The 23,639-nt window shown below is 61.5% G+C and carries 20 protein-coding genes and 1 tRNA gene; 12 read left to right on the forward strand and 9 right to left on the reverse strand.

Translation table 11 applies throughout. The features are described from left to right. Positions 1 to 10: 10 nt before the first annotated feature. A tRNA-Ile gene (locus tag F8N66_RS29920) sits at positions 11 to 87 on the forward strand. Positions 88 to 174: 87 nt separating this feature from the next. On the opposite strand, the gene F8N66_RS29925 is transcribed toward F8N66_RS29920, so the two are convergent. Continuing rightward, on the reverse strand, positions 175 to 789 hold the full coding sequence (locus F8N66_RS29925; protein ID WP_224790531.1) for a peptidase M41: 615 nt from the start codon (positions 787 to 789) through the stop codon (positions 175 to 177). Positions 790 to 908: 119 nt separating this feature from the next. Beyond that, positions 909 to 3,263, reverse strand: coding sequence for a glucose/quinate/shikimate family membrane-bound PQQ-dependent dehydrogenase (locus F8N66_RS29930; RefSeq protein ID WP_150773504.1), 2,355 nt, complete (start codon positions 3,261 to 3,263; stop codon positions 909 to 911). A gap of 143 nt (positions 3,264 to 3,406) precedes the next feature. On the opposite strand from F8N66_RS29930, the gene F8N66_RS29935 reads away from it, so the two are divergent. From F8N66_RS29935 to F8N66_RS29980, 10 genes are all read left to right on the forward strand, one after another. After that, on the forward strand, positions 3,407 to 3,868 hold the full coding sequence (locus F8N66_RS29935) for an Lrp/AsnC family transcriptional regulator (RefSeq protein ID WP_007980298.1): 462 nt from the start codon (positions 3,407 to 3,409) through the stop codon (positions 3,866 to 3,868). Positions 3,869 to 4,127: 259 nt separating this feature from the next. Beyond that, positions 4,128 to 5,810: a flavin monoamine oxidase family protein gene (locus tag F8N66_RS29940; protein WP_150773505.1), complete on the forward strand. Its 1,683-nt coding sequence runs from the start codon at positions 4,128 to 4,130 to the stop codon at positions 5,808 to 5,810. Between the two features lie 12 nt (positions 5,811 to 5,822). Beyond that, positions 5,823 to 6,617, forward strand: coding sequence for a carbon-nitrogen hydrolase family protein (locus F8N66_RS29945; RefSeq protein WP_150773506.1), 795 nt, complete (start codon positions 5,823 to 5,825; stop codon positions 6,615 to 6,617). Between the two features lie 38 nt (positions 6,618 to 6,655). Beyond that, positions 6,656 to 9,085 carry a pyrroloquinoline quinone biosynthesis protein PqqF gene (gene pqqF, locus F8N66_RS29950; protein WP_150773507.1) on the forward strand — a complete coding sequence of 810 codons (2,430 nt, stop codon included), beginning with the start codon at positions 6,656 to 6,658 and terminating at the stop codon, positions 9,083 to 9,085. 155 nt (positions 9,086 to 9,240) lie between these two features. Further along, entirely contained in the window at positions 9,241 to 9,315 is a 75-nt protein-coding gene (gene pqqA / locus F8N66_RS29955; protein WP_003194766.1) for a pyrroloquinoline quinone precursor peptide PqqA, read from the forward strand. Positions 9,316 to 9,388: 73 nt separating this feature from the next. Then, the gene (gene pqqB, locus F8N66_RS29960) at positions 9,389 to 10,300 is read left to right on the forward strand and encodes a pyrroloquinoline quinone biosynthesis protein PqqB (protein WP_150773508.1); all 912 of its coding nucleotides are present in this window, start codon (positions 9,389 to 9,391) and stop codon (positions 10,298 to 10,300) included. Positions 10,301 to 10,426: 126 nt separating this feature from the next. Beyond that, positions 10,427 to 11,179, forward strand: a complete 753-nt coding sequence (pqqC, locus tag F8N66_RS29965) for a pyrroloquinoline-quinone synthase PqqC (protein ID WP_150773509.1) — start codon at positions 10,427 to 10,429, stop codon at positions 11,177 to 11,179. After that, the gene (gene pqqD, locus F8N66_RS29970; protein WP_150758522.1) at positions 11,176 to 11,451 is read left to right on the forward strand and encodes a pyrroloquinoline quinone biosynthesis peptide chaperone PqqD; all 276 of its coding nucleotides are present in this window, start codon (positions 11,176 to 11,178) and stop codon (positions 11,449 to 11,451) included. The genes pqqC and pqqD overlap by 4 nt, the downstream gene beginning before the upstream one ends. After that, positions 11,423 to 12,595, forward strand: coding sequence for a pyrroloquinoline quinone biosynthesis protein PqqE (pqqE, locus tag F8N66_RS29975; RefSeq protein WP_150773510.1), 1,173 nt, complete (start codon positions 11,423 to 11,425; stop codon positions 12,593 to 12,595). Before pqqD ends, pqqE begins: the two co-directional genes overlap by 29 nt. Then, positions 12,561 to 14,387: an alpha/beta hydrolase family protein gene (locus tag F8N66_RS29980; protein ID WP_150773511.1), complete on the forward strand. Its 1,827-nt coding sequence runs from the start codon at positions 12,561 to 12,563 to the stop codon at positions 14,385 to 14,387. The genes pqqE and F8N66_RS29980 overlap by 35 nt, the downstream gene beginning before the upstream one ends. 117 nt (positions 14,388 to 14,504) lie before the next feature. Here F8N66_RS29980 and F8N66_RS29985 read toward each other — a convergent pair whose 3' ends face one another. The 4 genes from F8N66_RS29985 to F8N66_RS30000 form a co-directional block, all read right to left on the reverse strand. Next, positions 14,505 to 14,663 carry a YqaE/Pmp3 family membrane protein gene (locus tag F8N66_RS29985; protein WP_003228885.1) on the reverse strand — a complete coding sequence of 53 codons (159 nt, stop codon included), beginning with the start codon at positions 14,661 to 14,663 and terminating at the stop codon, positions 14,505 to 14,507. Between the two features lie 84 nt (positions 14,664 to 14,747). After that, positions 14,748 to 15,068, reverse strand: coding sequence for a helix-turn-helix domain-containing protein (locus F8N66_RS29990; RefSeq protein ID WP_150773512.1), 321 nt, complete (start codon positions 15,066 to 15,068; stop codon positions 14,748 to 14,750). Further along, positions 15,061 to 15,417 carry a type II toxin-antitoxin system RelE/ParE family toxin gene (locus F8N66_RS29995; protein ID WP_150773513.1) on the reverse strand — a complete coding sequence of 119 codons (357 nt, stop codon included), beginning with the start codon at positions 15,415 to 15,417 and terminating at the stop codon, positions 15,061 to 15,063. Before F8N66_RS29995 ends, F8N66_RS29990 begins: the two co-directional genes overlap by 8 nt. Before the next feature lie 252 nt (positions 15,418 to 15,669). After that, positions 15,670 to 16,953 carry an aspartate aminotransferase family protein gene (locus tag F8N66_RS30000; protein WP_150773514.1) on the reverse strand — a complete coding sequence of 428 codons (1,284 nt, stop codon included), beginning with the start codon at positions 16,951 to 16,953 and terminating at the stop codon, positions 15,670 to 15,672. A 169-nt stretch (positions 16,954 to 17,122) separates the two neighbouring features. Between F8N66_RS30000 and F8N66_RS30005 the strand changes: the two genes are divergently transcribed. Then, positions 17,123 to 18,052: a LysR family transcriptional regulator gene (locus F8N66_RS30005; RefSeq protein WP_150773515.1), complete on the forward strand. Its 930-nt coding sequence runs from the start codon at positions 17,123 to 17,125 to the stop codon at positions 18,050 to 18,052. Between the two features lie 227 nt (positions 18,053 to 18,279). Here the strand turns inward: F8N66_RS30005 and F8N66_RS30010 are convergent, their stop codons facing one another. From F8N66_RS30010 to F8N66_RS30020, 3 genes are all read right to left on the reverse strand, one after another. Then, complete coding sequence (locus F8N66_RS30010) at positions 18,280 to 20,058, reverse strand: acyl-CoA dehydrogenase C-terminal domain-containing protein (RefSeq protein ID WP_150773516.1); 1,779 nt, start codon at positions 20,056 to 20,058, stop codon at positions 18,280 to 18,282. A 244-nt stretch (positions 20,059 to 20,302) separates the two neighbouring features. Continuing rightward, positions 20,303 to 22,099, reverse strand: a complete 1,797-nt coding sequence (locus tag F8N66_RS30015) for an acyl-CoA dehydrogenase C-terminal domain-containing protein (protein ID WP_150773517.1) — start codon at positions 22,097 to 22,099, stop codon at positions 20,303 to 20,305. A gap of 87 nt (positions 22,100 to 22,186) precedes the next feature. Further along, entirely contained in the window at positions 22,187 to 23,479 is a 1,293-nt protein-coding gene (locus F8N66_RS30020; RefSeq protein WP_150773518.1) for a GGDEF domain-containing protein, read from the reverse strand. Between the last annotated feature and the right edge of the window lie 160 nt (positions 23,480 to 23,639).

Consider the following 23,639-nt stretch of genomic DNA (forward strand, 5'->3'; position numbering starts at 1 on the left):
CGACCTACTGGGGCCTATAGCTCAGTTGGTTAGAGCAGAGGACTCATAATCCTTTGGTCCACGGTTCAAGTCCGTGTGGGCCCACCAAACAAAAAAGCCGCGCATTGCGCGGCTTTTGCGTGTCTGGCGCCTGCTTTCAGATCACCCACTTCTTACCGATTAGTCCCCTGTCAATCAACGAACCTGCAGGGACTCCAATCGCTCGAGCATTTCACGCGTCAATACGACCTCATAGGTGTCGGCCGGCCTGCCCCACTGCTCCACCAGCACCATGCGGTTCACCAGTTGCTCTGCAAGTTTGGTAATGGTGTCGGCCAGCGCCTCGACGGTTTCCTGAGCCCGTATCCACAGGCGATCATTGAGCGCTTTCAACTCGGCCGTGATGCTGTCGGACGATGCGGGATCGGTATCGGGCCAGGTGATGTTGCGCAGCAGGTGTCGCAGCTCCCTGATTTTTGCGTCATCGCGTTCCGCGCCGAACGCGCCATTGAGGATGGCGGCGGCTTGCGATGTATCGACACGTTTCTTGCGCGCAGGGGTTGAAGGTAATGTCTGCGCCATCGCGCCGGCGAACAGGACAATGATCCGGGCTTCCAGATAGTCCTTCATCGCCTGCATCGAGGCGATTGAACGGGCCAGGGTGATGCAAGCGCCCCCTTTATGCCTAAGGTCCATGGTCACGGCCAGGGTCACGCCACCCGTTTCAAACCCCAGGGTCCGGGCCACGGCATAGTGACCCATTTCATGATGGGCGATCTGCAGGGCATGTTCGCGCACAGCGGCAGGCATCTTCTTCACATGCATCGCGTCGGATCTCCCGTTCGACTACGAATGACTGTAACTGCCCTGAATCTTCACACAAAAAAGCCGTGCAATCGCACGGCTTTTTCTTTCCTGCCTGTCAGCCTTTATTTGGGCAAGGCATAGGCAATCACATAGTCCCCACGGTCCGTCGACTGACGCGCACCGCCCACCGTCAGCAGGATGTACTGCTTGCCGGTTTTCGGCGAGACGTAGGTCATCGGCCCGGACTGGCTGCCCACTGGCAGGCGTGACTTCCAGATTTCATTGCCGTTGCCGGTATCGAAGGCGCGCAGGTAGAAATCCTGGGTGCCGGCGAAGAACAGCAGGCCCGACTGGGTGGCCAGCGAGGCGCCGAGGGTCGGCATGCCGATCGGGATTGGCAGGTGCATGCGGATGCCCAACGGGCCGGTATCCTGCACGGTGCCGACCGGGACTTGCCACATCAGTTTGTGGGTCTTGAGGTCGATGGCGGACATGGTGCCGAACGGTGGTTTCTGGCAGGGAATGCCGACCGCCGAGAGGAAGCGTTCGCGCATGGCGCCGAACGGCGTGCCTTCCTGCGGTACGACGCCCATTTCGATACCACTGGCCCCGGCGCCGATCTTGTCACGGGGGATCATGTAGTTGGCCAGGCCCAGGCGCATGTCGTTGACGAACATGTAGTGGCTGTTCGGATCGACCGAGACGCTGCCCCAGTTCATGCCGCCCAACGAACCCGGGAATTGCAGGGCACGGTCCATGCCCGGCGGCGTGTAGACGCCTTCGTGGCGCATGCCCTTGAACTGGATGCGGCACATCAGCTGGTCGAATGGCGTGGCGCCCCACATGTCGGCTTCGGTCAGGGTTTTATTGCCGATGGACGGCATGTCCACCGAGAACGGCTGGGTGGGCGAGTAGCGTTCGCCGGGCACGCTGCCCTGTGGCACCGGGCGCTCTTCGACACGTGCGATGGGCACGCCGGTTTCACGGTTGAGCAGGAAGATCTCGCCCTGTTTGGTGACTTGCGCCAAGGCCGGTTGCAGGCCGCCCTTGTCGTCCGGCACGTCGTACAGCAGCGGCTGGGCGGGCAGGTCGAAGTCCCACAGGTCGTGGTGAGTGGTCTGGAAGTGCCAGCGCACCTGGCCGGTCTTCACGTCGATGGCGACGATGGACGAACTCCATTTGTCATCGAACTCGGTGCGTTGACCGCCGAAAAAGTCCGGGGTGGCGTTACCGGTCGGCAGGTACACCAGGCCGAGTTTGGCGTCGTAGGACATGGCCGACCAGACGTTCGGCGTGCCACGGGTATAGGTCTCGCCGGCCGGCGGGCGTTTGGTGGTGTTCGGGTTGCCCGGATCCCACGCCCATACCAGCTCACCGCTACGCACGTCGTAGGCACGGACCACACCGGGCGGTTCGCCGGTGGAGTAGTTATCGGCCACGCGACCACCGACGATCACCACATCACCCGCGACCAATGGCGTCGAGGTTTGCTGGTAATAACCGGGCTTCACTTCGCCCATGTCGGTGGTCAGGTCGACGGTGCCCTGGTTGCCGAACGCTTCACACGGCTTGCCGGTTTCGGCATTGATGGCGATCAGGCGGGCATCGCCGGTCGGCAGAAACAGACGTTTCTTACAGGCTGTTGGCTGGTTGTCTGAAGACGCAGGGGTTTCGGAATAACCCAGGCCACGGCAGCGCTGCCAATTGGGCGCGGTGCCTTGCGGGTCGAACTTCCAGCGCTGGGCACCGGTATCGACGTCCAGGGCGAAGACCTTGCCGTAGGCCGTGCACGTGTAGACCGTATCGCCGATTTGCAGCGGGGTGTTCTGGTCTTCGGCGCCAGCGCCGGTGCTTTGCGGGATGTCGCCGGTGCGGAAGGTCCAGGCCACCTGCAACTTGTCGATATTGCCCTTGTTGATCTGGTCCAGCGCGGCAAAGCGGTTACCGGCGGTGGTGTTGCCCCAGTGCGCCCAGTCCTTTTGCTCGGTGCCCGGTGCGACCGGTGTCACGGTCGGTTCGCTGCTGGCCTTGACCACGTGGGTCGGCACGAACATGTAGGCCATGGTCGCGACGACACCCACGCCCAGGATGCCGGCCAGGCCATAGGCACCACGACCCGCCGTCGCACCCGATGCACGCACCAGCGTCGGGTAGATCAACGCGACGACCAGGCCGATCACGGCGAACGTCAGCACGCGAGAAACCAGCGGCCAGTATTCGAAACCGGCATCCCACACCGCCCAGATCGCCGTCAGGATCAGCGCCAGGCCGTACAGCCAGGCACCTTGCGGCTTACGACGGGCGATCATCACCCCGGAGACCAGCATCGCCAGGCCCATCAACAGGAAGTACGCACTGCCGCCCAGCGTGATCAGGTAACCACCGCCACCGACCAGGCCAAGCCCGATCAGTGCGATCAGGACACCCAGCCCCGCCAGCAACCATTTGCTGCCGGCGGCAGCCCCAGAATTATTCATGTCGGAAATTTTCCCCATTTGTGACAAGGGCGAAATGATGTACTACCTAGTTACTTATGGCAAATTGTCGCACACAGAAATGGCATGAACGGTAGTGACCTGTAACATGCTAGCCCGTCCACCTGTGCCGCTGGAGCCCCCTTGTGCCTGACACTCGCCCGCCCGTTCTCGACGAAATCGACCGTCAGCTGATTGCCGCCTTGCAAATCAATGCGCGCGAAAGCGTGGCCATGCTCGCCCGCCAACTGGGCATCGCCCGAACCACCGTGACATCGCGTCTGGCACGGTTGGAGAAAGCCAAAGTGATCACCGGTTACGGCGTGCGCCTCGGTCAGCGGGTGGTAGATGGTGGCTTGCAGGCCTACGTCGGGATTACCGTGCAGCCGCGCTCCGGCAAGGAAGTGTTGCGTCGTCTGAGTGCCATGGCCCAGGTGCAGCAGTTATGTGCGGTCAGTGGCGAATTTGATTATGTGGCGTGGCTGCGCACCGACTCGCCGGAGCAGCTGGATCAGCTGCTGGATCAGATTGGCAGCGTGGATGGGGTGGAGAAGACCACGACGTCGATCATCTTGAGCAGCAAGATTGACCGGGGGCAGCCGGTTTGAACACAGTCAATGCTGGAGCGGGCCTGCTCGCGAACGCGGTTTATCAGTGACCTTTAAGCTGACTGACACACTGCGTTCGCGAGCAAGCCCGCTCCCACACCTGCGCAGTTAGCATCAACAGTTCGTCATATTGTTCATTTCATTAGCATAACGACGACACTTTGCGTCTTATTAACGTGTTCCAGGCTCTCTAGAATGGCTGCCATCTTTTCCTATACTCAGACGCGCACTCCGCGTCCGGACGCCAGCAAGGTCAGCCATGAACAAGAACAATCGCCATCCTGCAGACGGTAAAAAACCGGTCACCATTTTCGGCCCTGACTTTCCTTTCGCCTTCGACGACTGGATCGAGCACCCGGCCGGCCTGGGCAGTATTCCCGAGCACCATCATGGTGCCGAAGTGGCGATCGTCGGTGCCGGTATCGCCGGGCTGGTGGCCGCCTACGAACTGATGAAGCTTGGCCTCAAGCCTGTCGTCTACGAGGCTTCGAAGCTGGGCGGGCGCCTGCGCTCCCAGGCATTCAATGGCACCGACGGCATCGTCGCCGAGCTGGGCGGCATGCGTTTTCCGGTGTCGTCCACCGCGTTCTATCACTACGTCGACAAGCTGGGCCTCGAGACCAAGCCCTTCCCCAACCCGCTGACGCCGGCCTCTGGCAGCACCGTCATCGACCTGGAAGGCAAAACCCATTACGCACAGAAACTGGCGGATCTTCCTGCCCTGTTCCAGGAAGTGGCTGACGCCTGGGCCGATGCCCTGGAAGCCGGCTCGCAGTTCTCCGATATCCAGCAAGCGATCCGCGACCGCGACGTCCCGCGCCTCAAGGAGCTGTGGAACACCCTCGTGCCGCTGTGGGACGACCGCACCTTCTACGATTTCGTCGCCACTTCCAAAGCCTTCGCCAAGTTGTCGTTCCATCACCGCGAAGTGTTCGGCCAGGTCGGCTTCGGCACCGGTGGCTGGGATTCGGACTTCCCCAACTCGATGCTGGAAATCTTCCGCGTGGTGATGACCAACTGCGACGATCACCAGCACCTGGTGGTCGGCGGCGTGGAACAAGTGCCGCAGGGCATCTGGCGCCATGTTCCGGAGCGCTGTGTGCACTGGCCGCAGGGTACCAGCCTCAAGTCATTGCACAGCGGTGCGCCACGTTCCGGCGTGAAGAAAATCGCCCACGCACCGGGCGGTCGCTTCGCGGTCACCGACAACAACGGCGACACCCGCGAATACGCGGCGGTGCTGACCACCTGCCAGAGCTGGCTGCTGACCACCCAGATCGAATGCGACGAATCCCTGTTCTCGCAAAAGATGTGGATGGCCCTGGACCGCACCCGCTACATGCAATCGTCGAAAACCTTCGTGATGGTCGACCGCCCGTTCTGGAAGGACAAGGACCCGCAAACCGGCTGCGACCTGATGAGCATGACCCTCACCGATCGCCTGACCCGTGGCACGTACCTGTTCGATAACGGCGACGACAAGCCCGGGGTGATTTGCCTGTCGTACTCGTGGATGAGCGACGCGTTGAAAATGCTCCCGCACCCGGTGGAAAAACGCGTGAAACTGGCACTGGATGCGCTGAAGAAGATCTACCCGAAGGTCGACATCGCCGCGCGAATCATCGGCGATCCGATCACCGTGTCCTGGGAAGCCGACCCGCATTTCCTCGGTGCCTTCAAAGGCGCCCTGCCCGGCCACTACCGCTACAACCAGCGCATGTACGCGCACTTCATGCAGGACGACATGCCGCCCGAACAGCGCGGGATTTTCATCGCCGGCGACGACGTTTCGTGGACGCCGGCCTGGGTCGAGGGTGCGGTACAGACCTCGCTCAATGCGGTGTGGGGCATCATGAAGCATTTCGGCGGCGTCACACATAAAGAGAACCCTGGCCCGGGTGATGTGTTCAAAGACATAGGCCCTATCGCCCTGCCCGAGTAAGAGGAGTTCCCGATGCGCGTAGCCCTTTACCAATGCCCACCCCTGCCGCTGGATGTCCCCGGCAACCTGCAGCGCCTGCAACAGCTGGCGCAGGAAGCCAAAGGCGCCGACTTGCTGGTGCTGCCGGAGATGTTCCTGACCGGCTACAACATTGGCGTCGATGCCGTCAGCGTGCTGGCGGAAGTGCACAACGGTGAGTCGGCACAGCAGGTCGCGCGCATCGCCCGCGCCGCCGGGATTGCCATTTTGTACGGCTATCCCGAACGCACCGAGGACGGGCAGATCTACAACGCCGTGCAGTTGATCGACGCCGAGGGCGAGCGTGTCTGCAATTACCGCAAGACCCACCTGTTCGGTGATCTTGACCGCTCGATGTTCAGCCCCGGCACCAACCAATTCCCCGTCGTTGAACTCAACGGCTGGAAGCTCGGTTTCCTGATCTGCTACGACCTGGAGTTCCCGGAAAACGCCCGCCGCCTGGCCATCGAAGGCGCCGAACTGATCCTGGTGCCGACGGCGAACATGATTCCCTTCGATTTCATCGCCGATGTCACCGTTCGCTCCCGCGCTTTCGAAAACCAGTGCTACGTGGCCTACGCCAACTACTGCGGCCAGGAAGGCGACATCCAGTATTGCGGCCAGAGCAGCATTGCCGCGCCGGATGGCAGCCGTATCGCCCAGGCCGGCCTTGATGAAGCCTTGATTGTCGGTGAGCTGAATCGTCAATTGATGGCCGACTCCCGCGGCGCCAATCGCTACCTCATCGATCGCCGTCCCGAGCTTTACGGCGCGCTGAACAAGCGCTAATCCGCTAGCATTGGCACTTCACTGTTCTGGAAGTGCCCATGCCCGCGCTGAATCCCCCTCACCCCCACACTGAAACCCTGGCCAACGGCTTGCGGGTGACGCTGCGTCACGCCCCCGATTTGAAGCGTTGTGCCGCCGTGTTGCGAGTGGCTGCTGGCAGCCATGACGTGCCCTTGGCATGGCCCGGGCTGGCGCATTTCCTTGAGCACCTGCTGTTTCTGGGGACTGAGCGCTTTGCGCTGGAACAAGGGCTGATGGCGTATGTCCAGCGCCATGGCGGGCAGTTGAATGCGCGCACCCATGAGCGCACCACCGATTACTTTTTCGAGTTGCCACCCCAGGCGTTTGCCGGTGGGCTTGAGCGTCTGTCAGACATGCTCGCCCATCCACGTATGAATCTGGAGGATCAGCAGCGGGAACGGGAAGTGTTGCAGGCGGAATTTGTCGCCTGGTCACAGGATGCGACGGCCCAACAGCAATTGGCCCTGTTCGACGGGCTATCGCCGCAACATCCCCTGCGCGGCTTCCACGCTGGCAACCGCGACAGCCTGCCCGTTGAGCAACCGGCGTTTCAGCAAGCGTTGCAGGGTTTCTACCAGCAGTTCTATCAGGCCGGGCAAATGACGCTGAGCCTGGTGGGGCCTCAACCGCTCGAAGCCTTGAAAGCGTTGGCGCAGGAATTTGCCGACGCCCTCCCAGAAGGTGAAAAAGTTCCTCGGCAAGCGCCCGTGGCGTTGATGGACACCCTGACAAAAAGTTATCAACAGCCCCACGAACGTCGCCTGGATCTGTTGTTCGCATTCGAAACGCTGCCCGAGCGTTCCCCTGAAGCGCTGGCGTTCTTGTGTCACTGGTTGAACAACGCGAAGAGCGGTGGATTGCTGGCTGAGTTGCGCAGCCGTGGCTGGGCCGACAGCCTGAAAGCGGCGCCGTTGTATCAGTTCGCCGGACAGGCCTTGCTGCACATCGAATGCACACTGAACGCCGATGCGCAGCCCTCTGCGATCCATCACTTGCTGCTGGATTGGCTAGGCTTTTTTGCCCGGCAAGAATGGAGCGGGCTGCGTGACGAATACACCGCCCTGCTCCAGCGCCAGCAGCACGTCAGTGGCGCCTTGCAGCTGGCACGACTGGACAGTGAACAACACGAAGCCGGGTTATCCGGACAAGGCGTGACCGCCCTCAAGGATGTCCTGCAACAAATTGGCGCTGTGGATAACTTCACCGGCCCATGGCAGCTGCCGGCACCCAATCCGTTCCTGCGATCCGAAGCACCCGCCCCCAACGCCGGGTTGATTCGTGGCCAGACCAGCGCCCACCGAGGCTTGCGGACTTTTGCCCAGGATCGCTCGCGCAGTCGCCGCGAACGTTCGCCGATGCAATTCAGCCAGGCCTTGCCGGATAACACGGCCGAAGGCGCTGTGTATGTTCGTTGGCGTCTGGAATACGCACCGGGCAGCCACGTTCAGGCGCATCTGGACAATGGCCTTCATCCGCTGCGCGAAGATGCACGTCAGGCGGGCGTGGACTTGAGTTTTGGCGCATCAGGCAATGAGTGGCTGCTGAAAATGACCGGTCTGCAAGAGCCTATGCCCATCATCCTTGAGCATGCTCTGAAAGAACTGACAAAACCTGGTGGAGATTTCTCACAGGAGCAATCCACGAGCGTTGCGCTGATGCCGATTCGACAGCTGCTCAAGGTGCTGCCCGGTCTATGCCTCGAACGCAGCCCCGAGTCGCAAAGCTTGCAGCAACTGTGGGCAAGTGCGCGCTGGGATGGCCTGGCGACGGGCCTGTCGGCTCAGACTCAAGCTGCCATGGGCCTTGCCCTGAGTCGTATCCCAGGGACTGCGGACAATCAGCTGACACCACCGCCATCGATCCGCTCGCACTGCCTCTGGAGCCACGTCGAAACCGGCTCCAGCGAGCATGCATTGCTGCTGTTCTGCCCCACTGCAACCGACGACATTGCCAGCGAATCGGCGTGGCGCTTACTCGCTCACCTGGCCCAGACCCCGTTCTACCAGCGCCTGCGGGTGGAGTTGCAGCTCGGCTACGCAGTGTTCAGCGGCCTGCGCCAGTTGCACGGGCAAACCGGGCTGTTGTTCGGCGTGCAGTCACCGAGCGTGACGCCACCGGTTTTGCTGCAACACATCGAGCAGTTCCTGAACGGCTTGCCAGACATGCTCCGCGACATGGATGACGGCCATTTCACCGCCCTGCGCCACACCCTGGCCGATCAGTTCGCCTGCGGCGCACTGCCCAACGCCCAAGCCGCCGAACTGCTCTGGCACGGCAAATTGGCCGGCCGCTCGTCGGATTTTCTGACTCAACTGCCTGAGGCAATTCTCTCAGTGGACCGACCGGCGCTCATCGACGCCGCCCGGCGCCTGATACAAGCCGAAGGCGGCTGGCGCTGCCTGTCCAGCGGGCCTTGCCCTGGCGCCCCTTGGCAAGTGACAAAATGATCATTACCGAGGCTGCAATTAACTTTCTCGAACATTTGCAGCCAATCACCGTGAAATTTTGAGTAACATAGCTGCCTAACTATCTGAACATCTCCCGCCGGAGGTGGACTATATGTATAGGTCTCTACTGTCCCATCACCTTAAGGAGCGCCCCCATGACCTGGTCCAAACCTGCTTACACCGACCTGCGTATCGGCTTTGAAGTCACCATGTACTTCGCCAGCCGCTAAGTTTGTCTTGTGGTTTCAACGCCTCGGTTTGCCGAGGCGTTTTTATTTTCAGCGTTGAAATGATGGAGCACCCATGTTTGTCCAGATTCTAGGTTCCGCCGCCGGCGGCGGTTTCCCCCAGTGGAACTGCAACTGCGTGAACTGCGCAGGTTTTCGCGACGGCAGCCTGCGGGCCAAGGCGCGAACCCAGTCGTCCATCGCGATTTCCGATGACGGCGTGAACTGGGTGCTGTGCAACACCTCCCCGGACATCCGCGCCCAGCTTCAGAGCTTCGCCCCGATGCAACCGGGCCGCGCCCTGCGCGATACCGGGATCAGCGCGATCATCCTGATGGACAGCCAGATCGACCACACCACCGGCCTGCTCATGCTGCGCGAAGGGTGCCCGCATCAGGTCTGGTGCACCGACATGGTCCATGAGGATTTGAGCAGCGGTTTCCCGCTGTTCAACATGCTGACCCACTGGAACGGCGGCCTGAGCTGGAACCGCATCGAACTGGACCAGAGCTTCAGCATCCCGGCCTGCCCGAACCTGCGCTTCACCCCACTGCCCTTGCGCAGCGCCGCGCCGCCGTATTCGCCGCACCGCTTCGACCCGCACCCGGGCGACAACATCGGCCTGATCGTCGAAGACCTGAACACCGGCGGCAAGCTGTTCTACGCACCGGGCCTGGGCAAGGTCGATGCGCCGTTGCTGGAGATCATGGCCGGCAGCGATTGCCTGCTGGTGGACGGCACGCTGTGGGACGACGATGAAATGCAGCGCCGCGGCGTCGGCACCCGCACCGGTCGGGAGATGGGCCACCTGGCGCAGAACGGCCCCGGCGGCATGCTTGAAGTGCTGGAGCAACTGCCCAAGCAGCGCAAGGTGCTTATCCACATCAACAACACCAACCCGATTCTCGATGAGGATTCGCCGCAGCGCGCGGAGCTGGATCGGCGGGGTGTTGAAGTGGCGTATGACGGCATGAGTATTGTGCTGTAGCGGATGGTTCCTTCGCGGGCAAGCCCGCTCCCACAGTTGACCGCATTCCAATGTGGGAGTGGGCTTGCTCGCGAAGGCGTCCGATCAGACACCAAAGAATCCACCGGCCATACCCCGGAGAACCGCATGACCGACACCCCGATGTCCCCCGCCGAATTCGAAGCCGCCCTGCGCGCCAAAGGCGCCTACTACCACATCCACCACCCCTACCATGTGGCGATGTACGAAGGCCGGGCCACCCGCGAACAGATCCAGGGCTGGGTCGCCAACCGCTTTTACTACCAGGTGAACATCCCGCTCAAGGACGCCGCGATCCTGGCCAACTGTCCGGACCGCGAGATCCGTCGCGAGTGGATTCAGCGCCTGCTGGACCACGACGGCGCTCCCGGTGAAGACGGCGGTATCGAAGCCTGGTTGCGTCTGGGCCAGGCCGTCGGGCTCGACCCGGACCAGCTGCGCTCCCAGGAACTGGTGCTGCCCGGCGTACGCTTTGCCGTGGACGCCTACGTCAACTTCGCCCGCCGCGCCAGTTGGCAGGAAGCCGCCAGCAGCTCACTGACCGAGCTGTTCGCGCCGCAGATCCACCAGTCGCGCCTGGACAGCTGGCCGCAGCATTACCCGTGGATCGACCCGGCCGGCTACGCGTATTTCCGCACGCGCCTGGGCCAGGCGCGCCGTGATGTCGAGCACGGTCTGGCGATTACCTTGCAGCACTACACGACACAGGCAGGCCAGGAGCGCATGCTGGAAATTCTCCAGTTCAAACTGGACATTCTTTGGAGCATGCTCGATGCCATGAGCATGGCCTACGAATTGAAGCGCCCGCCCTATCACAGCGTGACCGAACAACGGGTCTGGCATAAGGGAATTACACTATGAGTTTCGACCGCAGCAAGACCCCGACCTGGCGGCCCGGCTACCGCTTCCAGTACGAACCGGCACAGAAAGGCCACGTGCTGCTGTACCCGGAAGGCATGATCAAACTCAATGAAAGCGCCGCGCTGATCGGCGGTTTGATCGATGGCCAGCGCGATGTCGCGGCGATCATCACCGAGCTCGATCAGCAGTTCCCCGGCGTGCCCGAGCTCGGTGACGACATCGAGCAATTCATGGAGGTCGCCCGTGCTCAGCACTGGATCGAACTTGCCTGATTCATCGGTGCAAGTGCCGCCCAAACCGGACATCGGCCTGCCCCTGTGGTTGCTGGCCGAGTTGACCTATCGCTGCCCGCTGCAATGCCCGTATTGCTCCAACCCGCTGGACTTCGCCGAACAAGGCAAGGAGCTGAGCACCGAACAATGGATCAAGGTGTTTCGCGAAGCGCGGGAAATGGGCGCCGCGCAATTGGGCTTTTCCGGTGGTGAACCGCTGGTGCGCCAGGACCTCGCCGAGCTGATTGCCGAGGCGCGCCAGCTGGGTTTCTACACCAACCTGATCACCTCCGGCATCGGCCTGACCGAGCAGAAAATCAGCGATTTCAAAAAGGCCGGGCTCGATCACATCCAGATCAGTTTCCAGGCCAGCGACGAACAGGTGAACAACCTGCTGGCCGGCTCGAAAAAGGCCTTCGCGCAGAAGCTGGAGATGGCCCGCGCGGTGAAGGCCCACGGCTATCCGATGGTGCTGAACTTCGTCACCCATCGGCACAACATCGACCGGATCGACCGCATCATCGAGCTGTGCATTGCGCTTGAGGCTGACTTCGTCGAGCTCGCCACCTGCCAGTTCTACGGCTGGGCCCAGCTCAATCGGGTCGGGCTGTTGCCGACCAAAGAGCAATTGGTCCGTGCCGAGCGCATCACCAATGAATACCGCGCCCGGCTCGAAGCCCAAGGGCATCCGTGCAAGTTGATTTTCGTCACGCCTGACTATTATGAAGAACGCCCCAAGGCCTGCATGAATGGCTGGGGCAGTATTTTTCTGACGGTCACGCCGGACGGCACCGCGTTGCCGTGTCACGGTGCCCGACAGATGCCGGTGCAATTTCCCAACGTGCGCGACCACAGCATGCAGCACATCTGGTACGACTCGTTCGGCTTCAATCGCTTTCGCGGTTACGACTGGATGCCCGAGCCGTGTCGCTCCTGCGACGAGAAGGAAAAAGACTTCGGTGGCTGTCGCTGCCAGGCGTTCATGCTCACCGGTGACGCGAGCAACGCCGACCCGGTGTGCAGCAAGTCGCACCATCACGGCGTGATTCTCGCCGCCCGCGAAGAGGCCGAGCACGCGACCCAGACCATTGGACAACTGGCCTTTCGCAATGAACGAAATTCACGCCTCATCGCCAAAAGCTGAACCCTTCAGCGCCGCCAGGGCCGTCGCGGCCGGCATCGACTTTGCCGAACTGCAGGTCGGCCAACAGGGTTTGTTCTGGAACGAATACCGCCCGGAGGACGCCGCCTGCCGCCTCTGGCATTGGCGCGATGGCGTCGCGAAATGTCTGACGCCACCGGGTTTCAGCGTGCGCAGTCGGGTGTACGAATATGGCGGTGGCGCGTTTTGCCTGACGGACGACGGGGTGGTGTTCGTCAACGAAGCGGACCAGCAACTGTATCGCCAATCGTTTCAGGGCGAAGCGCCCGAGGTGCTGACCACCGGTGTCTGCCGTTACGGCGACTTGCAGTTCGCCAGCGGCCAAGTCCTGGCGGTTGAAGAAAACCGCGACCGGCATCGGCTGGTGGCCATCGATCTGGCTGACGGCAAGCGCCATGTGCTGGCCGAAGGTGCCGACTTCTACGCCGCCCCGACCCTCAGTCCCGATGTGCAACGCCTGGCGTGGATCGAGTGGAGTCGCCCGGATCAGCCGTGGACCGCCACCCGGTTGATGGTTGCCGAACGCCAACGCGACGGAGGCTTTGGCCCGGGCCGCTGCGTGGCCGGCGATGACGCTCAAGAGTCCCTGCAACAACCGCGATTCGATAACCGAGGCCGTTTGGGTTGCCTGACGGATCGCGGCGGCTACTGGCAACCGTGGCTGGAGTCGGCGAGCGGCCTGACCCCATTGCCGAGCGCGGCGGCCGATCATGGCCCTGCCCCCTGGCAACTCGGCGGATGCACCTGGCTGCCGCTGACCGACGATCGCTACCTCGCGAGCTGGACCGAAGGCGGTTTCGGCCGGTTGGGTTTGTGGTCAGGTGCCGTTGAAGAGTTTGCTGGCGACTACACCCGTTTCCGAAGCCTCGCCGTGGATGCTCAGTGCATTTACTGCATCGCCGCCTCGCCGGTCAGTTCCTCGGCAGTGATCGCCATCGACCGCCAGACCCGGCAGGTCAAGGTGCTTGCCGGCGGTATCGCACCCTTGCCCGCCGAGCAAGTCAGTCGCCCGCAAACCCTGTGCTATCCAAGCGGCGCGGGGCAGGCGCACGGCTTCTTCTACCCGGCCATGACGGGCGAGGCAAAACCGCCACTGGTGGTGTTTATCCATGGTGGACCGACGTCCGCCTGCTACCCGATGCTCGACCCCCGCATCCAGTACTGGGCCCAACGCGGTTTCGCCGTCGCCGACCTCAACTACCGTGGCAGCAGCGGTTACGGTCGAGCGTACCGGCAGGCGCTGCATTTGAGTTGGGGCGAGGTGGATGTCGAAGACGCTTGCGCGGTGGTCAGCCATCTCGCCGAACGCGGATTGATTGATGGCGACAACGCATTCATTCGCGGCGGCAGTGCCGGTGGCTACACCACACTGTGTGCGCTGGCCTTCCGCAGCGTATTCCGGGCCGGCGCCAGCCTGTATGGGGTCAGCGACCCCGTCGCCCTGGGCCGGGCGACGCACAAATTCGAGGGCGACTACCTGGATTGGCTGATCGGTGATCCCGTGCAAGACGCCGAGCGCTATGCCGCGCGGACGCCGCTGCTGCACGCGGGCAACATCCGCGTGCCGGTGATCTTCTTTCAGGGCGAACTGGACGCCGTGGTCGTTCCGCAGCAGACCCGGGACATGGTCGAGGCGCTGCACAACAACGGCATTGCGGTCCAAGCCCATTACTACGCGGACGAACGCCATGGCTTTCGCAAGGCCGGCAACCAGGCCCATGCACTGGAACAGGAGTGGTTGTTTTATCGGCGGGTGATGGATCAGCTGGACTGAGCAGAATTTGCGGCGCCGCCATTCGCGAGCAAGCACGCTCCCACAGAGTCTGTGGTGTACACAAAACCTGTGAGAGCGGGCTTGCCCGCGAAAGCTATCTACCAGGCGGGGCCAGACTCAACGCTTGGCGATGATGTACACCGCATGCACGATCCCCGGAATGTAACCGCACAACGTCAACAGAATGTTCAGCCAGAACGCCCCGCCAAACCCTACTTGCAGAAACACACCCAACGGCGGCAACAGAATGGCGATGATGATGCGAATAAAATCCATGGGGTCAGCTCCTGATTGAAGTCGGCTCATGCGAGCCCTACATGCAATCGACCTGTGCCGTTGGTCAGGGTTCAGCCCTTTTCCTCAGGCCAGTATTTCAAGCCCGTGTTTCTGGACGATGCTCAGCAACTTCAACGCCATGCCACTGGGGTGCTTGTCCCCGGCCTCCCATTGCTTGACCGTGGACGCGCTGGTGTTCAAGTAACGTGCAAACACCGGCTGACTGACATTGTTGCGCTCACGCAGCGCTTTGATCTGCTCTGCTGGAATTGCGTCCGGGACGGTCGCAAGACAGGACTCATCGAACTCGCGCATGGTCGCCTTTGTTATTGCACCGATGGCAAACAAGGCACTGGCAGACTCGTGAATCGACTCCGCTATTTCACTTTTGAATTTTTTACTCATAACGTATCTCCACAAACTCCCTCATATCCAGCAAACGCTGGATTCCCATCTCAGACAGCCCTCCGGATGTCTTGGCTAATTCGCGCAAGTCGGCCAAGTGCCTCGGAGTGATATTGCTCTGATCCTTCTTGGCATAGAGAAACTGATACACCCAGTAACGGCCTCCCTTTGCCAAAAGAATCGACCGATGACGGTTGGCATTCAAACGTTTCTTCCAAACGTCACCACCCAGGTTATCAGCCTGGCCATTCAGCATTTCGGCGAACGCCTCCCGAAGCTCGTCATCACCGATCCATGCCTTCGCGGCCTGCATTGCAAAACGTTTTGTCTTGAACAGCCTTGGTGACATTGGCATCCCTTCCCTGAAAACATACCACCCAGTGGTATGGAACTCAAAGCCAACGCCCCAACAAAGTTGTTACGCCAGCATCGGCACTCCTTGCCGACGCCCTGTAAAAAGCCACTGATCCCGTCATGGCTCAAGCCGAAATTGCCTTGTGCAAAACCCAGCCACAAAAAAACGCCCCACGCCAAAAGAATCAGGCGTGGGGCGTGCGTTATACCGCGAGACGGTTCGGGAATTCAGGCAGGGCGCGTCCGGTCAGACGGCGATTCCTTTGCGGCACTGCAATTGCGCCGTGCGCACACGGGAGAAGGCCCGGGCCAGGCGTAGCAGCATTTCGTCGATGTTGGCCTTGCTGACGGTCAATGCCGGGGTAAAGCGCAGGACGTCGGGTTGCGGGGCGTCGAGCAGCAAGCCTTCGTACAGCGCCGCCTTGACCACCGCCTCCGCGCAATCGTCGGACAGGGTCAGGCCCCAGAGCAGTCCTTGGCCACGCAATTCGCCGTGGCCATAACGATGGGATAAACGTTGCAGGCCTTCGCGCAGGTGCTGGGCGGTTTCCCCGATATGGTCGAGAAACCCTTTGTCCTGCACGCTGTCGAGCACGGCCAGGCCCGCCATGGTCATCAGCGCATTGCCATGATGGGTGCCGCTCATTTCGCCGCTGTCGAAGCAACAGGCCTTGCCCCGCGCCAGCAAGGCCGCCAGCGGTACGCCACCGCCCAGGCCTTTGCCGAGCACAACGATATCGGCCCGTACGCCGTAGGATTGTTCGGCGAGCACGGTGCCGCAGCGACCGATACCGGTTTGCACTTCGTCGAGGATCAGCAGGATGCCAAGCTCCCGACACAGGCGCTCGACCCCTCTGAGGTAATGGGCCGTGGCCGGAATCACCCCGGCTGCGTTCTGGATCGGCTCCAGCATGATCGCCACCGTCCGCTCATCCACGGCGGCGTGCAACGCTGGGAGGTCGTTGAACGGCACAGGGCTGAAACCCGGAAGTTGCGGCTCGAATCGGTTGATCAGCGTCGAACTGTCTGACGCCGACATCGTCCCCAGACTACGGCCATGGCAGCCGTTGCTGGCAACGATGATCCGCGAAGCGCCGCCCCGGTGCTGCTGACCCCATTTGCGCGCCAGTTTGATCGCCGCTTCACAGGCTTCGCTGCCCGTGTTGAGCAGATACGCCTGGTCGCTACCGGTGCTCAGGCACAGGCGTTCGGCGAGGTTGAGCATGCCGCGGTTATGCAGGCCGAAGCCGGGATTGATCAGCGACCGGGCCTGCGCCGTTATCGCGTTGACCAGGGCCTTGGGGCTGTGGCCGAGGCTATTGGCCCCGCCGCCCTGGGAAAAATCCAGATACGCGCGATCTTCGCTGTCCCACAACCACGAACCCTGGCCGCGGACGAACACCTGCTGCGGCCGCTCGACACTCGGCATCAGACACTCGCTCGCCAGGATGTCATCCCCGGACGCAAAGGATGCGTCAGCCACCAGATCATCGAGGCTCGGTGAATGACGGCGCAGGTTGAACAGATTCATGGGTTCAACCCTCGCTTGAGGTTTTTTGCGTTACCTATGTAAACACCATCGAAGCAATCGCTATTCATCGCGTTCTGTGGCCCTGTAAGCCTTATGAATGCGGTTAGACTAGGCGCAGACACGGCGTTGAGCCATTTCGATTTCCGAGCATTTTCGATAAGTATTACTTATGGATTTCAAGCAACTGCGTTATTTCGTCGCGGTCTACGAAGAAGGCCATGTGGGACGCGCCGCCGAACGGCTGTCGATCTCGCAACCGGCGCTGTCCCAGCAGATCCGCCACCTCGAGCAGACTCTCGATGTCAGCCTGTTCGAGCGCAGCAGTAAACGCCTGTTGCCGACGCTGGCGGCCCACACGCTGTACAACCACGCCCTGCCCTTGCTCGACGGCTTGCAACGGGCCCGCGAAGCGCTGGGTAATTTCAAGGGCCAGGCGTTGCGCACACTGGCCATCGGTGTCCTGCAGACCGTGCACACCAGCCTGGTGCCGCAAATGCTCGAACGGGTGCGCAAGGCCCAACCGCATCTGGTGGTGCAGATCTATGAATTGACGGGCCTGGAGATCGAGCGACGCCTGCTCAATGGTTCGCTGGACATCGGCATCAGCTATTTGCCACCCCGGCAACCGGGACTGCACGGCGTGATGCTGTACGAAGATGAACTGACCCTTGTCATCCCGGCGGAGCATCCGTTGCGCGAATTCAAGAAAGTGTCCATGAAGCAGGCTGCCGAGCTGCCGATGCTGCTACTGGGCGAGGAGTTCCAGGTGCGGCAGATCTGGCAGGCGCAGCTGGCGAACCTGGGACGGCGGCCGCAGGTGCAGGCGGAACTGAACAACATGGCTGGGATTCTCGACAGCCTGCCGCACACGCGCCTGGCCACCGTGCTGCCCGGGCGCTCACAAAAGGCCCATGGCAATAAGGATTTGCTGTGGAAGCCGCTGAGCGAACCACGGGTGCCACTCAAAGTCGGATTGGTGTGTCGGGATGTGCAACGGCAACAGGCCTCGCTGGCGTTGTTGCGCACCTTGCTGGAAGAAGTGATGAATCAGCCGGATGAGCGCTTGAACAGCACGTCGGAACGGGATGGCCTGAGCTGAATACTTTTTCGCGGGCATAAGAAAACCCCGCCGAAGCGGGGCTTTGCAGACTGTTTCCCTGACATCCATTTCACTCCGCCATCCTGGCAGAATCCTACGTGTCCGTGTTGTTGCTTTGCGCTTCCTGCGCTACGTCCATGTGAAGTAGATTAGCCGTGGATCCAATTCGCTACTATGGGAGAACAGCAGCACGTCATGTAAGAGAATGCTTACATGAGGTTACATTCTCAGAACTGCGCCGCGTCCAGCAGAAACAGCGACTCACTGCCCGCTTTCACCGACGCACTCAACGAGTGGATGCGCGGCAACAGGCGGGCGAAATAGAACCGCGCCGTGCCCAGTTTACTCGCGTAGAAATCGTCCTGCGCTTCCTTGCCCAAGGCCGCCTTGGCCATCAATGCCCACATGTAGGCGTAAGCGGTGTAGCCGAAGGCTTGCAGGTACTCCACCGAAGCGGCGCCGATTTCATTCGGGTTGTTTTTCGCCCGGTCGAGCAACCAGGCGGTCAGCTCATCCAGCGTGGTCACCGCATCGTTCAACGGCTTGGTGAACTCCGCCAGGTCAGCGCTGGCGGTGGCCGTGAAGTGACGAATCTCGTCGGCGAACAGGTTGTAGAACGCCCCGCCGCTGCCGACGATCTTGCGCCCGACCAGGTCCAGCGCCTGAATGCCGTTGGTGCCTTCGTAGATCTGGGTAATGCGCACGTCGCGCACCAGCTGCTCCTGGCCCCATTCACGGATGTAACCGTGGCCGCCGAACACCTGCTGGCCGTGCACCGTGGTTTCCAGGCCGAGGTCGGTGAGGAACGCCTTGGCCACCGGGGTCAGCAGCGCCACCAGATCTTCCGCGCGCTTGCGCGTCGTGGCGTCTTCGCTGAACTTGGCGGTGTCCAGTTGCATGGCCACATACGTCGAGAAGGCACGACCGCCTTCGTTCGAGGCTTTCATGGTCAGCAGCATGCGACGCACGTCCGGGTGGACGATGATCGGGTCCGCCACCTTGTCCTTGTTCTGCGCGCCGGTCGGCGAACGGCTTTGCAGACGATCACGGGCGTACTCGACGGCGTTCTGATAGGAGCGTTCACCGCTGGCCAGGCCCTGGATGCCGACACCCAGGCGCTCGTAGTTCATCATGGTGAACATCGCCGCCAGGCCCTTGTTCGGCTCGCCAACCAGATAACCCACGGCTTCATCGAAGTTCATCACGCAGGTCGCGGACGCCTGGATGCCCATCTTGTGTTCGATCGAACCGCAATTGGCCGGGTTGCGCGCGCCCAGGCTGCCATCGGCATTGACCATGAACTTGGGCACCAGGAACAGCGAGATGCCCTTGGGTCCCGCCGGTGCGTCCGGCAACTTGGCCAGCACCAGGTGAATAATGTTTTCGGTCAGGTCGTGCTCACCACCGGTGATGAAGATCTTGGTGCCGCTGACCTTGTAGGAACCGTCGGCCTGGGGTTCGGCCTTGGTGCGGATGATCCCCAGGTCGGTGCCGGCATGCGGCTCGGTCAGGCACATGGAACCGGCCCAGACGCCGGCGTACATGTTCGGCAGGTACGCGGCCTTCAGCTCGTCGCTGGCGTGGGCGTTGATCGACAGGCAGGCGCCCGCGGTCAGCATCGGGTACAGGCCGAACGACAGGCTCGCGGAGTTGACCATTTCTTCGACCTGGGCCGATACCGCCTTGGGCATGCCCATGCCGCCGTAGGCCGGATCGCCACCGACACCGACCCAACCGCCTTCAGCGTAGGTCTGGTAAGCCTGGGGGAAGCCGGCTGGGGTGGTGACGGCACCGTCCGCCCAGTGGCAACCTTCTTCGTCAGCCGCGCGGCTCAGGGGTGCGATGCTTTTGCTGGTGACCTTGCCAGCCTCTTCGAGAATGGCTTCGACCGTTTCGGCATCGACGGTATCGGCCAGCGCCGGCAGCTCGGCCCAGAGTTTGGCGACCTCGAAGACTTCATTGAGGACGAAGCGCATATCGCGCAGGGGCGCTTTGTAGTCAGCCATGGCAAACCTCGCAAGATCTAATACAGGTGATTCACAGGAATGGTGCTTTGGATGTGTCGGAGTGTAACCCAACAACTTTTGCGACACATAGGGTCAGCACATGACCAATTTGTAATTTTTAGTCATCGCTTGATACACAGGGAATCGTAAGAATTGTAGGAGCTGCCGAAGGCTGCGATCTTTTGATCTTGCCATTAAAAGATCGCAGCCTCGTTACACTCGACAGCTCCTACAGGGGGCAGTGTCAGAGGGCGAATAGCTCCGCCGGCAGCTGCATCAGGCAATCACTCCCCGCCTCGATCCCCGCCCGGTGCGCCTCGGTGCGCGGCAACAGGCGCTTGAAGTAAAACTCGCTGGTCGCCAGTTTCGCCCGGCAGAAATCGGCATCGCCGCTGCCCTCTTCCAGCCGAGCCTGCGCCACCAACGCCATGCGCAACCACAAATAACCCAGAATGATGTAACCGCTGTACATCAGGTAATCCACCGAGGCGGCCCCGACCTCATCCGGATTGTTCATCGCGGCCATGCCGACCCGGGTCGTCAACTCACCCCATTGCCGATTCAGGTCATTGAGCTGGGCCACATGGACGGCCAACTGTGGATGCGCGGCGTTGGCCAGGCAGAACTTGTGGACGATTCTGGTAAAGCCCCGCAGCAGCTTGCCCTGGCTGCCGAGGACTTTTCGCCCGAGCAAGTCCAGCGCCTGAATACCGTTGGTGCCCTCATAGATCGGCGCGATACGGCAATCGCGAACCAGTTGCTCCATGCCCCATTCACGAATGAAACCATGGCCGCCGAACACCTGCATGCCGTGGTTGGTCACCTCCAGGCCGGTTTCGGTCATGAAGGCTTTGCAGATCGGCGTGAGGAACGCCAACAGGTCTTCGGCGTCCTGGCGCGCCGCCGCGTCCGCGCTCAGGTGCGCGGTGTCCAGCAACTGCGCGGTGAAATAGGTCAGCGCGCGGTTGCCTTCGTTGAAGGCTTTCATCGTCAGCAACATCCGGCGGACGTCGGGATGAACGATGATCGGGTCGGCGGCTTTTTCCGGCGCTTTCGGGCCGGTCAGCGCGCGCATCTGCAAGCGCTCATTGGCGTACTTGATCGCCCCCTGGAAACTCGCTTCGCCCAGACACAAACCCTGCATGCCAGTACCCAGCCGCGCATGGTTCATCATGGTGAACATGCAGTTCAGGCCCTTGTTGGCTTCACCGATCAGGAAACCCTGGGCGCCGTCGAAGTTCAGCACGCAGGTGGCCGAGGCCTTGATGCCCATTTTGTGTTCGATGGACCCGCACGACACGCCATTGCGCGCCCCGGCTTCGCCCGCGGCATCGGGCAGGAACTTGGGCACGATGAACAGTGAAATGCCCTTGGTCCCGGCGGGCGCATCCGGCAGTTTCGCCAACACCAGGTGAATGATGTTGTCGCTCATGTCGTGCTCACCGGCAGAGATGAAAATCTTGCTGCCGGAGATTGCATAACTGCCATCGGCCTGGGGCACGGCGCGGGTCTTGATGATGCCCAGGTCGGTGCCGCAATGGGCTTCGGTCAGGCACATGGTGCCGGTCCATTGGCCGGCGGTGAGTTTGCTCAGGTAGGTCTGTTTCTGCGCGTCGGTGCCGTGGGCGTGGATCGCCGACATGGCGCCATGGGTCAGGCCAGGGTACATGCCCCACGAGGTGTTGCTGGACGCCACCATTTCGCTGATGACCAGCCCCAGGGAGCTGGGCAAACCCTGGCCACCGTAGGCCGGATCGGCCGCCAAACCATGCCAGCCGCCTTCCACGTATTGTGCGAACGCCTGCTTGAAGCCGGCCGGCGTCGTCACCACGCCGTTGTCGAAATGGCAGCCCTCTTCGTCGCCGCTGCGGTTGAGGGGCGACAGCACGTTCTCGCAGAATTTCGCGCCTTCCTCGAGGATCGCATTGATCATGTCCGGGCTGGCGTCGTTGGCCCCCAGTGCCGCGTAGTGGCTGTGAAAGTCGAAGACGTGGTCGATCAGAAAGCGCATGTCGCGCAGGGGAGCTTTGTACTCGGGCATGGTCGTTTCTCCGGCGGCAGGTTTTCTTCAACCTACTGCTGGCAACCACGCCTCACAATCACAGTCCAGACGCTGAATGCGCCATCATCACTCAACCGCAGCGGCATCCATGCGCACGGCGCCACGGCGGGTCTGCCCGAAGGCCACCACGCAGTTTCGCCCGGCGCCCTTGGCGCTGTAGAGCGCCTGGTCAGCGGACTTGAGCACTTCTTCGGGGGTGCGCTGCTCGACCCGTTCGGCGACGCCGATACTGACCGTGACCGACACGCTCGACGCGCTGGAACCGGAGCGACGCTGACGGCCCTGACTGTCATCTTGCGGACGGTTGTCCTGATTGCGCAGGTGAATGTTGTAGGTGGCGATGGACTCGCGAATCACTTCCAGGTGCGGCATGCACTCTTCGAGGGTCTTGCCTGCAAACACCAGGGCAAATTCCTCGCCGCCGTAGCGATAGGCCTTGCCGCCACCGCCGATTTTCGCCAGCTTGCTGGCCACCAGGCGCAACACCTGGTCACCGACATCGTGGCCATGGGTGTCGTTGAATTTCTTGAAGTGGTCGACGTCGCTCATGGCCAGCACGTAGTTGCGCCCCAGGCGCTGCATGCGTTCGTTCAACGCGCGGCGCCCCGGCAGCCCCGTCAGCTCGTCACGGAAGGCCATTTGATAGGCCTCATGGGCCACGGCGGCGGCGATCATCAGCATCACCTGGCTGCACATGATGTTCAGGGTGAACGGCAGGATGAAGGTTTTCGGCAGCATCCAGAACAGCCCGAGCAAACCCACCAGTTGCGCGGCGTGCAGCGGCCTCGGGTTGCGCCAGTACTGCCAGGCCAGCAGCAGGAATGAGGCGATGAACACCGGATACGACAGCTGGATCAGGCTCATCCATGACCCGTGCCAGGACGGCCAGCGGATCTCCGACAGCCACATCAACAGCGCCTGGGGGTAACTCTGCTCCAGCCCCAACGCCACGCTGCCCACCGCCAGCAACACGGCAAAACGCGCCACCATGTCCTGGAACAGGTGGGTTCGCTCCTGCCACGCGGCGAACACGCCAAACAGCAGCGGCAGCAGCAGGCAACACAAATGAAAGACCACGGCGGCGTCTTCGCGCACCTTGCCGTTGTCGCGGTAGTAATCGGTCTGGGTGTCGAGCAGGAAGTAGGCGATGTACACCGTGACCATCAGGAACAGTTCACGCTGACGTCGGTAAACCGCGCAGTAGGCACCGCCGAGCAGCAGCACCAGGGTGGGCAGCACGTTGAACAGCGAGGTGAAGAAGACGTTCAGATCCTTGACGTACGCAGCCGCGAGCCCCGCCAACAACAGCAGCAATGACGGCAAAAAATGACTGAAACGTACAGCGGAAGAACGCGGCAAGGGTAAAGCTCCGACCGTCATAACAATTGATGGCATTGTGCCTGCAATGCAGGTCAATAAGCACACACATTCTGACCAAGGTCACATGGCCATCATTGTTAACGGCAGCTGCCCGGACTTACTGAGCGATGGGACAGGTTTTTTTTGATCATGCGTAACT

The organism is Pseudomonas fluorescens, assembly GCF_902498195.1.
Lineage (GTDB): Bacteria > Pseudomonadota > Gammaproteobacteria > Pseudomonadales > Pseudomonadaceae > Aquipseudomonas > Aquipseudomonas fluorescens_BU.